The following is a 14,422-nucleotide window of genomic DNA, read 5'->3' on the forward strand; positions in this document are numbered from 1 at the left end:
GCCGTTACTGCCGGTCGAGGCCGTTCTCGTCGACGACGAGCCCGTACTCCTCGATCAGCGCGGTCGTGAACTCGGGGACCGCTCTCCCGGCGGCGACGCGCGCGCGGATCTCCGCGACCACGCTCGCGAGGTCGTCGCTGGTTTCGATCGTCGGTTGGGTCGGGACGAACTCGGTGTCGTGGCCCTCGCCGCGAGCCAGCTCCGCGAGCGTGTTCAGCGCCGGCGGCGCCATCGCGTCGGTGAAGTCGAGCGTGTCGGTGAAGCCCGCGTAGTACACCGAGCCGCGGGCGCCGGGGCCCAGCACCACCTCGTTGGAGCGGAGCTTCATCGCCGCGGAATCGATCCCCGTCCGAGTGACGAACGGCGTGTTGCCGGGCAGCACCACGACGGAGCGGATCTCCTCCTCCTCGAGCAGGTGGGTGGCGGTGTTGCCGACGCGGGCACTGGTCGTCGAGCCGACCTGCGGCTCGAAGCGCACGTCGCTCACGTCCTCGAGCGCGTCGGCGGCGAGCGCGCGCAGCTCCGCCTCGGGGGCGGCGTCGGTCCGGTGGACCTCGGGGAGCAGATCATCCGGACGGTAGTTCACCAGCAGGCTGGCGCCGGAGCGCTCGACGGCCCGCATGGTGTCCTTCGCTATCGCGGCCGCGAGCTCGGCGACCTCCGACTCGCTCAGCGGGCTCGTCGCCGCGAGGTCGGGGAAGCAGAGTCCGGGGCGTGGCGGATCGGCGAGCAGCACGACGACTGTCATCGTCGACTCTCGGCCCGCGGCGCGCTTGAATCCGGCGGGACGCGACCGGCCGGGCGTCGAGCGCCGCCCTTAAGCGACAGCCCGCCGACGCGCCGGTATGCTCGACTCCCGCGCGGCCGGATTGCTCGCGTCCGGCGTCACCTCGGCGTTCGCACTCGGCGGGCTGGCAACGTTCCTGCGACGGCTCCCCGACTCGGCGTCGCTCGCACCGACGGCGGCAGTGTTCGCGTTCGTCGTCGTAGTCGTCGCCGCCGGCGTCGTCGTCGGGACACGTGGCGTTCCGAACGAGACGGCGTACTGGGCGTAGCGCCGAACGACCGGCTACCGACTCCTGCGACCCTTCGTCTGCCGGTAGTCCCGCGAGAACACGTTCTCCTTCACGTGCTCGACGAACGCGGCCTCCTGTGCGTCGCTCTGCTCGCCCGGCGGGATCATGGGCACGAGTTCGAACCCCCGACCCCGGACCGTGGTGGCGTGCTCCTCGGTCACGTCGAAGCTGTCCGGCGATCGCGTGGTGTACTCGATCGCGAGTTCCCGCAGCGCGCGGTCGCCGACGGGGACGATGATGTGGGGGTTGATCATCCGGAGTTCGGCGTTGAGAAACGGCTCGCAGTTCCGCACCTCCTCGTCGGTCGCCGCCCGCTCGGGGTGGCGACAGCGTGAGAGGTAGGTGAGGTAGACGTTCTGGAGGTAGGGCTCGGCGGCGGCAGGGTCGGAGCGCGAGAAGCCGAGTTCGCCGAGGATGCGTTGGACTCGCTCGCCTGCGGCGTCGCCGGTGAACGGTACGGCCGTCGCTTCGGCGCCCGCAGTCGGCGACTCGCCGACGAAGACGAACTCCGCGCCGGCGTCGCCGTAGCCGTGGACCACCTGCTCCCGGCAGTCGGCGAGGGCGGGGCAGTTCCGGCAGTCCTCGTCCATCGCGAAGGGGTTCGAGAGCTCCTCTTGGTGGGCGTCCACTGCTTTGTAGTGGGCGTGGCGGGAGGAAAAACGGTTCGCTGATGAGTGAGGTTCGTCCGAGGTAGTCGCTGGGGAGCAACTCACAGTATTAGCGTTGACTGTGCCGCCGCGACCGCGAACGTCACTGCGGCAGAGTTGCCGACCTTACAGTGTTGTTCGCCGAACGATGCACTCCCTGTGTGGACAGTACGAGAAACCATCTCAGCACTCAACTATCAGAACGCGACCAACCCCGCCGTGATCTGAACACCGTATCGCGGCGGGTATCGCGGCTGTGTGGTTCAGCCCGCCGCGGTCGCCGATCGAGCCACCTGCTCGCCGACCGAACCTGCCCGCTCAGTTCGCCGATCCCTGAATCTCGTCGCTGCGGTCGCCCGCGACCACCCCATCCTCGGTCTCGACGTACACGTCGTCGGCGAACCCCTCCGCGGCGTGGGGGTGCTCCGGATCGTCGAGCTTCCCCGGCGTCGACGGCGCCTCGGGAACCTCGCGGTTTCGGAACTCCCCGAGCGGATCGTCGATGGTAATGTCGTGGGCATCGAAGAAGTCCGCGTAGCGCTCGTAGTGCTCCTCGACCTCGTCGACGGGGAACTCCATCATCTCCGTCCAGCCGTGGTTGTAGAAGTCGAAGTTCGCCTGTAGGTGGGTGATCTCCCGGGCTTCGGCCTCGGGGAAGCCGTCGCCGAGCGCCCCGAGATAGGTGGCCATCGTGCAGTCGAAGAAGACCTCCATGTGGGGCTCTCGCTCCTCCCGGTGGCCGTCCTCGGCGCGGTCGCCGAACTCGTCGACGTGGAGGTCGACCAGCTTCTCGTTCATCTTCTCCCCGACGACGGGCATCGTGAGCGCCTGCTTCGCCGCGAAGTGACGGACGTTCTGACGGAGCTTCATCGTCCGACTGTAGCGGCGCAACGACCTTCAACCCTCCGAGACCCGCGGTATGGCCCGCCTTCTCCTACCGAAAGCCGTATGGCAACCCACATTAACCCCCGCTGCCAAACCTGAAGCCATGAGTGAGTCGTTCGTGATCATCGGCGACGGGGTCGCTGGGAGCTCGGCGGCGGAGACGCTGCGCGAGAACGCTCCGGACGCCGACATCACCGTCATCACCGACGAGGGGGAGGCTCTCTACAACCGTATCCTGATCAAGGAGTTCGCGAAGGGGAAGCTTCCGGAGGCGCCCATCTCCATCCACGAGGAGTCGTGGTACGACGAGCGGGACATCGACCTCCAGCTCAACACCCTCGTCGTCGACATCGACACCGACGCCAACGCGGTCACGAGCCACGAGGGCGACAGCTACGAGTACGACAAGCTGCTGATCGCCACCGGCGGGACGCCCGCACAGCTCCCCGTCGACAACTCCGACGCGGAGGGGATCCACCACTTCTGGACGTTCGAGGACGCCCGGAAGATCAAGGCCGACGTCGAGGAGGCCGACACCGGCGTCATCGTCGGCGCCGGCCTGCTCGGCATCGACTTCGCGGCGATCTGTGGCGCACAGGACGTCGAGGCCCACTACCTGATGCGCGGGAACGCCTGGTGGCGCTACGCGCTCAGCGAGGAGGGCGCCGAGATCCTCCACGACGCGATGCGCGAGCGCGGGGTCACCCCCGTGTTCGACTCCGGTGTCGACCACTTCGAGGTCGACGACGACGGCCACATCGAGTCCGCGGTCGACCCCAACGGCGAGGAGTACGACGCCGACTTCGCCGGGGTCGCGATCGGGCTGGACATCAACACCGAGATCCTCCGCGGGACCGGCCTCGACTACGACGACGACGGCATCATCGTCGACGAGTACATGCAGACCAACCTCGACGACGTGTACGCCGCCGGCGACTGTACCAAATTCAACGACCTGATCCTCGGCGATCAGGCCCAGAACGGTGCGTGGGGCTCCGCGAAGGCCCAGGGTGAGTGTGCCGCCAAGAACATGCTCGACTACGGCGATGACGAGTTCCGCTGGGTCTCCTCGTACTCCATCACCCACTTCGACTTCCCGTTCCTCTCCTTCGGCCACCCGACGCAGGGCGACGACAGCGTCGAGCGCAAGTACTCCGACACGGAGTGGCGCCGCCTCGCGCTCAAAGACGGCCGCATCGTCGGCGGCGTGCTGATCGGTGACCTCGCGCCCCAGTCGGCGTACAAGCAACTGATGCGTGAGGGGACCCACGTCGGCGACGAGAAGGAGAAGCTGGTCGAGAAATCCTTCAGCGTCGACGATCTGGAAGCGCCGGTCGCTGACGACTGATCTCGCCGTTTACGAGAGCGAAGCTCTCGTTCGCCAACCAGAACGCTCCGCGTTCTGGTAACGGCACGCTGCCAGCCGGCGTGGACAACTGATCTCGACGAGTCCGTTTTCGGCCCGGTTCCGGACGACTACCACACCGAAGTCGTTTTGCGGCGACCGCTCCCAGTGCGCCTATGGACTCCGGCGGTTCCTCGGACATGACGCTCGCGTTCGAACTGGACGCGCTGAAGTCGCTCGCCGACCCCAACGCGGTGTTCAACGACGCCCGCGGGTGGACGAGCTACGTCGGCGTGGTGAGCGACAAACCCACCTACGTCGTCACCAACTTCACGCGAAAGGAACGCATCAGACAGGACTTCTTCTCCGGCCCGCGAGGCGTCGAAGAGAGTTTGGAGAACGTCAAACGCCAGTTCGACACCGAACGCCACGTGTTCGTCGGCACTTCGGAGGAGCACCGTGAGCAGGCCGAGTCGGTCGACTGGGAGTACCTGCCGCTCGAAAACGCCGCCGAGGCGGCCGACTGGGAGATCGCTGCCGAGGAGGACGACGAGGACCACTTCGAGGAGGGGGACCAGCGCGAGGATTGGCCCTAGCCAGCGACGGCGCGTGACCGGCCAGCCCCTCCGTGGGCTGGCCACGGAACTTGACGCCGTCGCTGTGCGTAGTCGAACACGGCGAGTGACCTGCTGCAAGCTTCGGCTCGCAGCCACGGAGCTCGATGCCGTGACTGTGCATAGCCAGCGACGGCGAGCGAACCGGAGCGACCTCCGTGTCGCTCCCGAAGAGCTAGACGCCGTCGCTGTGCGTAGCCAAAAAACGGCGAGTGACCGGCCAGCCCCTCCGTGGGCTGGCCACGGAACCTGATGCCGTCGCTGTGCGTAGTCAGTTACGGCGAGCGAACCGGAGCGACCTCCGTGTCGCTCCCGAAGAGCTCGATGCCGTCGCTGTGCGTCGCTGACCACACGAACCTCGGCGGCCCTCGCGCGCGCTGGCGCGCGTGCCTCTTCCAACAACACTAATCACGCGGAGGCCGCAGGACCGGTAATGAGTCACCAGCTTCCGGACGTGCAGGCCGACGAGCCCGACGTGACCGTCGGGCTGAGTCAGGTCGGCGTCACGGGCGTCGAGAAGCTCGTCGAACTCGAAGGCGAGGACCGACCGTACGTGCTGACCGCGGAGTTCTCCGTGTTCGTCGACCTCCCCAGCGGCCGGAAGGGGATCGACATGAGCCGGAACATGGAGGTGATCGACGAGGTGCTGGAGGACGCCGTCGACGGCGAGACCGACCGCGTCGAGGCGCTCTGTGGCGAGGCGGCCGAGCGTCTGCTGGCCAAACACGAGTACACCACCACCGCCGAAGTGGAGATGGAGGCGGAGTGGGTGCTCCGGGAGGAGACGCCCGCCAGCGGTCGGCCCACGCAGGGCACCGTCGACATCATCGCCTCCGCGACCGCCACCGACGAGGGCACCGAGGAGGAGATTGGCTGCCGCGTCACCGGGATGACGGTCTGCCCCTGCTCGCAGGGGATGTCCGAGTCCCGCGCTCGCGAGACGCTCGAAGAACTGGGCGTCGACGACGAGACGACCGAGGCGTTCCTCGATCAGGTGCCCCAGCCCGGCCACTCCCAGCGCGGGCACGCCACACTGACGATCACGCAGGACACCGAGCCCGACGTCGACCTGATGGAGCTGATCGAGATCGCGCGGGACTCGATGAGCGCGCGGATCTACAACCTGGCCAAGCGTCCCGACGAGGACCACATGACTTACGCGGCCCACGCCAACGCGAAGTTCGTCGAGGACTGCGTGCGCTCGCTGGCGGAGGGCGTCGTCGACGCCTACCCCGACCTCGACGACGAGGCGGTGATCCACGTCAAACAGGAGAACGACGAGTCGATCCACCAGCACGACGCGGTCGCCGAGCGCGAGGTCACGATGGCCCGACTCCGCGAGGAGCTCTCGGCCTAGTCAGTCGTCAGCGGTTCGGCGTCCTCCCACCGCGGGTCGAACGTCTCCCGCACGTCCGCGGTGAACTCCCGATCCTTCAGGTCGAGCATCGCGAACGGCTCCCGCGGCGCCAGCGGGTTCGGGACCTCGATACACGCCTCGACGCCGTCGATCAGGTGGAACGAACCGCTGACCCGCTCGGTGGTTCGGACCTCGAAGGCCGGGTGGCCCGCGAGCTCCTTCTCGTAGCGTTTGAGCGCCGTGTTCGGCAGCGTCTCGATCAGATCCGGGCCGAGCAGCACCGATACCTCGGCGCCGCGTTCGAGCGCGCGCCCGAGCGCCGCGGTCACCTCGTCGCCGTACTCGCCCACGTCGAACTGCGGGGTCGGCCCGCCGGCGACGGTGATCACCCGCTCGGTCGCCGTATCGAGCCGTTCGAGCAGCAGGTCGGCGCTCTCCTCCCGGCCGACGACTGCGGTCCAGAACCCCTCCTCGGTGGGGACGCCGGCGTCGAGATCGCCCTCCAGTTCGTCGACGGCCTCCTCGTACTGGGCCTCCTGTTCCCGCAGCTCCTCGCGTTTCGCGTCGAGCAGGCGGTCCAGCGCCGCCTCGGGCTCGACGGCGACGTACTTCTTCGGTCGGCTCGCGGCCTGACTCCGAGCCAGCCCCCGCCGTTCCAGATCTTTCAGCACGTCGTACACTCTGCCCATCGGCACGTCGCTGGAGCCCGAGAGCTCCTTCGCCGTGCTCGGCGAGTCGTCGAGCAGCGCCCGGTACGCCCGGGCTTCGTACTCCGAGAGCCCGAGATCGCGCAAGCTTGCCATGGTCGTCTGTCACAGCTTGCCCCCTCAAAAACTCACCGAACGTTTACCCGTGAAGGTCGTTTCGCGGCGTTTCTCGGACGGCTACTCCAGCCGGGCGACGCGCTCCATCAGCGACTCGGGGTCGCTCGCGGGCTCGTCGACGCCGGCGACGCGGGCGGTTCCGCGGTCGAGTTCCGGCGCGACCGACTCGTCGGCGTCGGGGACGACCACTTTCTCGTGGTCGGCGATCCGGAGCGCCGCACGGTGGAGATCGCTGCCCGGCTCGTCGGCGACGGTTACCGCCAGCGGCTCGTGGACGAGTCGGCTCGCGGCCGTGCCGTACTCCGCGACCTGCACGCCGACGCGGTGGGAGGCCCCCGCGAAGGCGCCGACGGTCTCGCGGGCGAGCTCGCGGTACGCCTCGTCGCCGGTCAGCGTCGCGAGGTCGACCAGCGCGTTCGCCATCCCGGCGTTGCCGTCCAGCGGGCGGAGCGGGCGGTCGAGCAAGCCGGGACCCTCGGCGGGGCCGTCGCGGAACGAGCCGCCGTCGTGGAGCGCCTCGACCGCGTGGTCTGCGACCGTCGTGGCCACGTCGGCACCGTAGCCGAGCGTCTGCTCGGCCCGGGTGAACGCCCCGACGACGGCGGCGATATCTCCGAGCACGTCGCGGGGGCCGTCCTGTCCTCGCTCGCGGAAGTGAACGACCGAGCCGTGTTCGAGCAGATCACGTTCGAGGTAGTCCAGCACGCGCTCGCCGTACTCGCGGGCGCGATCGTCGTCGGTGTAGCCGTAGTACGTCAGCAGCGCGTCGGCGGCGAGAGCGTTGCCGCCGGCGTAGGCGGTGAGATCGGTCCGCGGCGAGCGGGCGTTCGCGCGCTCCTCGGCGTTCTTCCGCCAGTACTCGGCGCCCTCGCCCGGCCCGACGCTGCCGCCGACGGCGACGCCGCTCCAGAGGTCGTCGGTGAGGAACTCGACGGTCGACTCGGCGGGCTCGCGGTAGGCGTCCTCGCCGGTGTAGACGTAGGCGTGGGCGAACGCCCGGAGCAGCGACGCGTTCGTGTCGAGCAGCTTCGCGTGGTGAACCTCGCCCCAGTCCTGCCGGCCGGCGTAGCGGAAGAAGCCGCCGGCCACGTCGTCGTGGAGGTGGTCCCGGATAGCGTCGAGGGTGCGGAGGGCTTGATCGCGCTCGCGTTTGAGCGCGAACTCCACGGTCCGGGCAAGCGGGAACTTCGCGCTCTCACCCCAGCCGGCGAAGCGGTCGTCGAACTTCTCGCCGAGCTGGCCGGCGAGCTGCTCCTCGATCGCGGCGGCGACCTCGCCCGCGGGCGGGAGGTCGCCCGAGAGCGCGCGCGGGACGCGGCCGGCGCCGTCGCCCTTCTCGGCGTAGTTCTCGGCGACGCGGTCGAGCACCTGCCGCATCCCGTCGGGCGCGAGCGCGGTCGCCGTCGAGAGCACCTCGCCGTCGGGCGTGAGGAACACGGTGGAGGGGAAGCCGCCGGCGGCGTAGCGCTCGCGCACCCGCGGCTGGCGGTCGGCGTCGACGCGGATCGGGACGTAGCGGTCGTTGACGTTGGCCGCGACGTTGGTGTCGGCGTAGGTGGTGGCGTCCATCTCGTGGCAGTCCACACACCAGGTCGTCGAGAGCGAGAGCAGTACGGGTACGGAGCGTCGGCGCGCCTCGTCGAAGGCGTCCTGCCCCCACTGACGCCACTCGACGCGTGTCTCCTCTTGCATGCTTCGTGGTCGGGCTGTTTGGAGGTAAAGACTGTCGAACGCGGGACTGGGAAACTCCGCGATCGAAGGAAGCGGAGGTAAACAGTCACGAAACAGCGAGCGGCGACGGCGGAGCCGCGAGCGGGAGGCGAAACCGTCTCTCCGAACGGAGTGGGCCGTGAGCGGCGGGCCCGGAACGTCGGAGAGAACGGCCGAGCGAACTATCCCGTCCGCGTCCCTACGGCCTCGCGTATGTCCGACGACGCGAACGTTGAGATCGACGTGGAGGTCGAAGTCGAAGTGGACAGCGAGGAACTCGGAGTCGAGGCCGGCGACGAACGCGAGATCGAGGCCGAACTCGAAACCGAGGGGATCGAGGTCGAAGTGGAGTTGGAGATCGAGGGGATCGAACGCGAGGACGAGGAGACGGACGACGAAGCGGAACACGACACGGACGACGAAGCGGAACACGACACGGACGACGAAGCGGAACACGACACGGACGACGAAGCGGAACACGACACGGACGACGACGCCGCGGAGATCGAGGTGACCGACGAGGGCGACGACGGCGCGACCGAAGTCTCGATCGCCGACGACGACGAGGCCGGCGGCGGGACGTTCGACGTCGGCTCCGACGAGGAGGAGTAAGGCCGAACACGGCGCGGGAGCGGCGACCTTTTAGCCCGTCAGCCCCCTCTCTCGACCATGGCTACGGCAGGCGGCGAGCGACTGGAGCTACCCTGTGGCGAGACGGTCGCGCTCACGTCGCTCGACCTCGGGATGCGCGAACTCGACTGTGACTGCGGGGAATCTCACGCGGTCGTGATGGATATGCACCCGCCGACGCGCTTCTTCCCGGAGTTTCTGGTGGAGACGCTCGACGACGTGGTGGAGACGACCAGCGAGGAGATGCCGGACTTCGGCACCCCGCACCTGATGGGGATGGTGATGGAAGAGTTCCCCGAACAGATCGCGGTCGCCGACGCGACCGACGAGGGCGACGTCGGGTTCGCGATGGTGTGGATCTCCCAGTTCGACGCCCGACGGCTCCACGAAGTGGTGGTGGAGCTGGTCGTCGAGATGATGGAGCACGCGATCTCCCACGCCGAGAGCGAGCGCGCGATGACCGAGTTCGAGGAGAAGATGCTCGAGTTCGACGTGACGGAGTTCGTCGATCAGTACCGCGACGAACGCGATCTAGACCCCGAGCCCTACGTCTAATCCTCGACGCGCTCCAGTACGACGCCGTCCTCGAACCGCCCCCGTTTGGCCGCCTTCTCCTCGCGAACGCGTTCGAGCTCGTCGTCGTCGATGCCGAGCCGTTGCTGAATCGCGGCCAGCACCTCCCGCACGTCGGCGAGTTCGTCGGCGCTCGGCTCCTCGCGGAGCTCACTCACCTCCTCGTCGAGCTTCCCGAACAGTCGTTCCTCGTACGCGTCACCGTCGACGACGCGGGTGACGGGGGTCTCGCCGTCGCCCTCGATCACTGCGGGGATGTCGTCGCGGACCAGCTTATGTACTCGCGGGACACGCTCGCCGTCTCGGCTGTCACAGATATTGCTGTTTCGACCGAACGGCGCGCCGTCGTTACGAAATTCGTAATCTCTCTACGGACCTCGTAGCTATTCGCCGAACTTATTACGATTCACGTATTCGGAGTGAGTAATGACGGACACCGGCAGTGACGACGGATCAGTGGTCCCGGAGCCAGTCACAGACGGCGGCGGACCGTCGCCGCCGACAGACGCGACCGACGGCGGCGACCCTGGCGCCGGCGAGGGTCGGACGATTCTCCTGATCGGCTCCGGCCCGATCCAGATTGGACAGGCCGCGGAGTTCGACTACTCCGGCGCGCAGGCCTGCCGGGCGCTGCAGGAGGAGGGCGCCGAAGTGGTGCTCGTCAACTCCAACCCGGCGACGATCATGACCGACCCCGAGACCGCCGACCGAGTGTACGTCGAACCCATTACCCCCGAGGCAATCGCGGAGGTGATCCGGAAGGAACAGCCCGACGGCGTCATCGCCGGCATCGGCGGGCAGACCGGGCTGAACGTCACCGCCGAACTCGCCGAACTGGGCGTCCTCGAAGAGCACGACGTGGAGATCATGGGCACGCCGCTCGATACGATCTACGCGACCGAGGATCGCGACCTGTTCCGCCAGCGCATGGAGGAGCTCGGGCAGCCGGTGCCCGCGTCGACGACCATCAGCCTCGACGACGACGAGTCCGCGACGGAGATGAGCGAAGCGGCGCTCAAAGAGCGCGTCGAGGCCGGCGTCGAGGCGGTCGGCGGCCTCCCCGTGATCGCCCGCACCACGTACACGCTGGGCGGCTCCGGCTCCGGCGTCGTCCACGAGATGGACGAACTGCTCGAACGCACGCGCAAAGGGCTCAGGCTCTCGCGCAACGACGAGGTGCTGCTGACCGAGTCCATCTCGGGCTGGGTCGAACTGGAGTACGAGGTGATGCGCGACGCCGGCGACTCCTGCATCATCATCTGCAACATGGAGAACCTCGACCCGATGGGGATCCACACCGGCGAGTCCACGGTCGTGACGCCCTCGCAGGTGATCCCCGACGACGGCCACCAGGAGATGCGCGACGCGGCGCTCGAGGTGATCCGCGACCTCGGGATTCAGGGCGGCTGTAACATCCAGTTCGCGTGGCGCGACGACGGCACTCCCGGCGGCGAGTACCGAGTCGTCGAAGTGAATCCCCGCGTCTCCCGCTCCTCGGCGCTGGCGTCGAAGGCGACGGGCTACCCGATCGCCCGCGTGACCGCGAAGGTCGCGCTCGGCAAGCGCCTCCACGAGATCGACAACGAGATCACCGGCGAGACGACCGCGGCGTTCGAGCCCGCGATCGACTACGTGGTGACGAAGGTGCCCCGCTGGCCGATCGATAAGTTCCCCGAGACCGACTTCACGCTCTCGACGGCGATGAAGTCGACCGGCGAGGCGATGTCGATCGGGCGGACGTTCGAGGAGTCGCTGCTGAAGGCGCTCAGAAGCTCCGAGTACGACCCCGCGGTGGAGTTCGACGCGCTGGACGACGAGGAGCTTCGCGAGGGCTACCTCGAACGCCCGAGCCCGGACCGTCCGTACGCGATGTTCGAGGCGTTCGAGCGCGGCTTCACCGTCGAGGAGGTCGTCGAGGCCACGGGCATCTACGAGTGGTACGTCGAGCGCTTCGCCCGCATCGTCGACGCGAGTCAGGCGGTCGTCGACGGCGAGTTCACGCCCGCGGCGGTCGCCGGCTTCACGAACGCGGAGATCTCCGCGCTCGCGGGCAACGTGTTCGAGGACAGCAGTCTGACGTGGCTGCCCGAGACCCGCGGCGCGTGGCGGGAGGCCGCCGAGCCCGCAGCCGCGGGCGCCGCAGACAGCGAGAGCCTCCCCGTCTCCCCGGAACGTGCCGGCGTCGGTGAAGTAGAGGCGACCGTGCCGGGCCGCACGTACAAGCAGGTCGACACCTGCGCGGGCGAGTTCGCGGCGTCGACGCCGTACTACTACTCCTCGCGCAAACCCCCATCCTTCACCGGCCCGTTCGAGGGCGACGCGGCTGCGGGCGAACTGCAGGTCGACCGCGACGCCGAGAGCGTCGTCGTGGTCGGCGGCGGCCCGATCCGTATCGGACAGGGCGTGGAGTTCGACTACTGCGCGGTCCACGCGGTCCGCGCGCTCTCGGAACTGGGGATCGACGCCCACGTGCTCAACAACAACCCCGAGACGGTGTCGACGGACTACGACACCTCCGACGGGCTGTTCTTCGAGCCGATCACCGCCGAGGAGGTCGCCGACGCCGTCGAGGCCACCAACGCCGACGGCGTGATGGTCCAGTTCGGCGGGCAGACCTCCGTCGACGTGGGGGAACCGCTACAGGACGAGCTCGACCGCCGCGGGCTGGACTGTGAGATCCTCGGCACCGGCGTCGACGCGATGGACCTCGCGGAGGACCGCGACCGCTTCAACCGCCTGATGGCCGAGCGCGGCATCGAACAGCCCGCCGGCGGCTCCGCGACGAGCGAAGCCGAGGCGCTCGACCTCGCACACGACGTTGGTTACCCGGTGCTCGTGCGCCCCTCCTACGTGCTCGGCGGGCGCGCGATGGAGATCGTCCACAGCGACGAGGAACTCCAGGAGTACGTCGAGGAGGCGGTCCGCGTCTCCCCGGAGAAGCCGATCCTGATCGACTCGTTCCTCGAGGACGCGGTCGAGCTCGACGTCGACGCCGTGAGCGACGGTGAGGACGTGCTGATCGGCGGCGTGATGGAACACGTCGAGAGCGCGGGCGTCCACTCCGGCGACTCCGCCTGCGTGATCCCGCCGCGCTCGCTCGACGACGAGACGCTGGGGCGCGTCCGCGAGGTCGTCGAGGAAATCGCCGAGGCGCTCTCGACGGTCGGCCTGCTGAACGTCCAGCTTGCGGTGCAGGAAGACGACGAGGGGGCGACCGTCTACGTGCTGGAAGCGAACCCCCGCTCCTCGCGCACCGTCCCGTTCGTCTCGAAAGCGACGGGCGTGCCGATCGCGAAGCTCGCGGCCCGCGCGATGGCCGGCGAGTCGCTGGCGGAGATGGACGTCGCCGAGCAGATCCCCGAGCAGCCGAGCGTGAAGGAGGTCGTGCTGCCGTTCGACCGCCTCCCGAACTCGGACCCACGCCTCGGGCCGGAGATGAAGTCCACGGGCGAGGTGATGGGCACCGCCGGGAGCTTCGGCGCGGCCTACGGGAAGGCCCAGATCGCCGCCGACAACGAGATCCCCGAGTCCGGCACGCTCGCGGTCGACGGCGACTGGCCCGCCGACGTGGTCGACGCGTTCGCCGACCACCTCGAACTGGCCGAGCCGGACGACCTCGAAGGCGCGCTGATGGCCGACGAGATCGACTTCCTGCTGTCGACGGAGCGTGACAGCCTCAGAACCGCCGTCGAGGAGGAGATCCCCTACCTCTCGACGACGGTGTCGGCCCACGCGGCGCTCGAAGCGCTCGAGGTTGCCGCGGCGACCGACGAGTCGCTGGCCGGCGTCGACGTGGCTGCGCTGTCGGACCGCCCGACGCGCGAGGAGAACTGGGGCTGACCGCCTCGGCCTCGTCGCTCGCTCGTTTTCCGGGACACGATACGCGAACAGCGCGGCGACCTACTCCAGCTTGTTCAGCGCCTCGAAGAACTCCACGTCGGGGCCGGCGATCCGGACCGGCGTGTCGGCGGTCCGGATCGTCACCGTCGCCGGCGGCTCCAGGCTCCGGGTCACTCGGCCGTCGACGACGACGTGGGCCTCCGGCGCCCCCGTGAGCCGGACCGTGATCTCGCTGTCGAGCCCGACCGCAAGCGGCGGCATCCCCGCCTCGGCGCACATCTCGTTGAGCACGATCGCGTCGACGTCGGGGTGGATCAGCGACCCGCCTTCCGAAAGGTTGTACGCGGTCGATCCCGTCGGCGTCGCGGCGAGCACGCCGTCGGCCCGGCCCGAGGAGAACAGCGAGCCGTCGACCCTGGTCTCGAGCCCGATCCCGCCGGCGCGACCGCGCTGTGGCCCCTGCAGGACGATCTCGTTGACCGCCGCTGGGCTCTCCCAGTCCTCACCAGTGGCGACGAGTCGGGGCGCCTCACGGACGGAGAGCTCGCCGCTTTCGAGCGCCTCGACCTCCCGCATCACTTCCTGGACTGCCTCCTCCGGGCCGACCGCGTTCAGGAAGCCGACTTCGCCGAGGTTCACGCCGAGGACCGGCGTCCCGCCGACGCCGCAGGCGGCGAACAGGAACGTCCCGTCGCCGCCGATCGTGACGACGAGGTCACACGCGTCCATCGCGTCGACGGGGTGGCCGGACTCGTCGTGTGCCCCCGCCGTGGCCTCGTCGAGCCACACCTCGACGTCGGCCTCCCGGAGCCGATCCCGGATATCCGCGGCCAGGAACGACGCCCGCCTGTTGCCCCGATTCGCGACGATACCGACCAACATGGCTCGCGCTTCCCACCCCGCCGGCAAAAACGCGCGGAT

Annotated in this window: 14 protein-coding genes; 7 read left to right on the plus strand and 7 right to left on the minus strand. The window is 68.7% G+C overall.

The genetic code is table 11. The annotated features are described in order from the left end of the window. Positions 1-4 precede the first annotated feature (4 nt). Positions 5-748 (minus strand): hypothetical protein, encoded by a 744-nt coding sequence (locus BN1959_RS10065; protein ID WP_053948532.1) that lies wholly within the window; start codon positions 746-748, stop codon positions 5-7. Positions 749-845: 97 nt separating this feature from the next. On the opposite strand from BN1959_RS10065, the gene BN1959_RS10070 reads away from it, so the two are divergent. Next, complete coding sequence (locus BN1959_RS10070) at positions 846-1,055, plus strand: hypothetical protein (protein ID WP_053948533.1); 210 nt, start codon at positions 846-848, stop codon at positions 1,053-1,055. A gap of 14 nt (positions 1,056-1,069) precedes the next feature. Here BN1959_RS10070 and BN1959_RS10075 read toward each other — a convergent pair whose 3' ends face one another. Further along, a complete protein-coding gene (locus tag BN1959_RS10075; RefSeq protein ID WP_053948534.1) occupies positions 1,070-1,705 on the minus strand; it encodes a uracil-DNA glycosylase in 636 nt (211 codons plus the stop codon). A 336-nt stretch (positions 1,706-2,041) separates the two neighbouring features. Further along, positions 2,042-2,593, minus strand: a complete 552-nt coding sequence (locus BN1959_RS10080) for a DUF6149 family protein (RefSeq protein ID WP_053948535.1) — start codon at positions 2,591-2,593, stop codon at positions 2,042-2,044. Positions 2,594-2,711: 118 nt separating this feature from the next. Between BN1959_RS10080 and BN1959_RS10085 the strand changes: the two genes are divergently transcribed. The 3 genes from BN1959_RS10085 to mptA all read left to right on the plus strand — a co-directional run bounded on the left by BN1959_RS10085 (position 2,712) and on the right by mptA (position 5,924). Then, positions 2,712-3,956, plus strand: a complete 1,245-nt coding sequence (locus BN1959_RS10085) for an NAD(P)/FAD-dependent oxidoreductase (protein WP_053948536.1) — start codon at positions 2,712-2,714, stop codon at positions 3,954-3,956. Between the two features lie 173 nt (positions 3,957-4,129). Continuing rightward, on the plus strand, positions 4,130-4,549 hold the full coding sequence (locus BN1959_RS10090) for a DUF7124 domain-containing protein (RefSeq protein WP_053948537.1): 420 nt from the start codon (positions 4,130-4,132) through the stop codon (positions 4,547-4,549). Positions 4,550-5,000: 451 nt separating this feature from the next. Beyond that, positions 5,001-5,924: a GTP cyclohydrolase MptA gene (gene mptA, locus BN1959_RS10095; RefSeq protein ID WP_053948538.1), complete on the plus strand. Its 924-nt coding sequence runs from the start codon at positions 5,001-5,003 to the stop codon at positions 5,922-5,924. On the opposite strand, the gene BN1959_RS10100 is transcribed toward mptA, so the two are convergent. Next, positions 5,921-6,727, minus strand: a complete 807-nt coding sequence (locus tag BN1959_RS10100; protein WP_053948539.1) for a TrmB family transcriptional regulator — start codon at positions 6,725-6,727, stop codon at positions 5,921-5,923. The genes mptA and BN1959_RS10100 overlap by 4 nt on opposite strands. An 81-nt stretch (positions 6,728-6,808) precedes the next feature. After that, entirely contained in the window at positions 6,809-8,440 is a 1,632-nt protein-coding gene (locus BN1959_RS10105) for a DUF255 domain-containing protein (RefSeq protein WP_053948540.1), read from the minus strand. Positions 8,441-8,671: 231 nt separating this feature from the next. On the opposite strand from BN1959_RS10105, the gene BN1959_RS10110 reads away from it, so the two are divergent. Both BN1959_RS10110 and BN1959_RS10115 read left to right on the plus strand, forming a co-directional pair. Next, the gene (locus tag BN1959_RS10110; protein ID WP_202594671.1) at positions 8,672-9,070 is read left to right on the plus strand and encodes a hypothetical protein; all 399 of its coding nucleotides are present in this window, start codon (positions 8,672-8,674) and stop codon (positions 9,068-9,070) included. Between the two features lie 57 nt (positions 9,071-9,127). Beyond that, complete coding sequence (locus BN1959_RS10115; protein ID WP_053948541.1) at positions 9,128-9,643, plus strand: DUF5815 family protein; 516 nt, start codon at positions 9,128-9,130, stop codon at positions 9,641-9,643. Here the strand turns inward: BN1959_RS10115 and BN1959_RS10120 are convergent. Next, positions 9,640-9,909: a nucleoside triphosphate pyrophosphohydrolase gene (locus BN1959_RS10120; protein ID WP_237560323.1), complete on the minus strand. Its 270-nt coding sequence runs from the start codon at positions 9,907-9,909 to the stop codon at positions 9,640-9,642. The genes BN1959_RS10115 and BN1959_RS10120 overlap by 4 nt on opposite strands. Positions 9,910-10,087: 178 nt before the next feature. Between BN1959_RS10120 and carB the strand changes: the two genes are divergently transcribed. Further along, a complete protein-coding gene (gene carB / locus BN1959_RS10125; RefSeq protein WP_079978660.1) occupies positions 10,088-13,501 on the plus strand; it encodes a carbamoyl-phosphate synthase large subunit in 3,414 nt (1,137 codons plus the stop codon). A 60-nt stretch (positions 13,502-13,561) separates the two neighbouring features. Here carB and BN1959_RS10130 read toward each other — a convergent pair whose 3' ends face one another. Then, positions 13,562-14,383 (minus strand): NAD(+)/NADH kinase, encoded by an 822-nt coding sequence (locus tag BN1959_RS10130; RefSeq protein WP_053948543.1) that lies wholly within the window; start codon positions 14,381-14,383, stop codon positions 13,562-13,564. Between the last annotated feature and the right edge of the window lie 39 nt (positions 14,384-14,422).

The organism is Halolamina sediminis (assembly GCF_001282785.1).
Taxonomy (GTDB): Archaea; Halobacteriota; Halobacteria; order Halobacteriales; family Haloferacaceae; genus Halolamina; species Halolamina sediminis.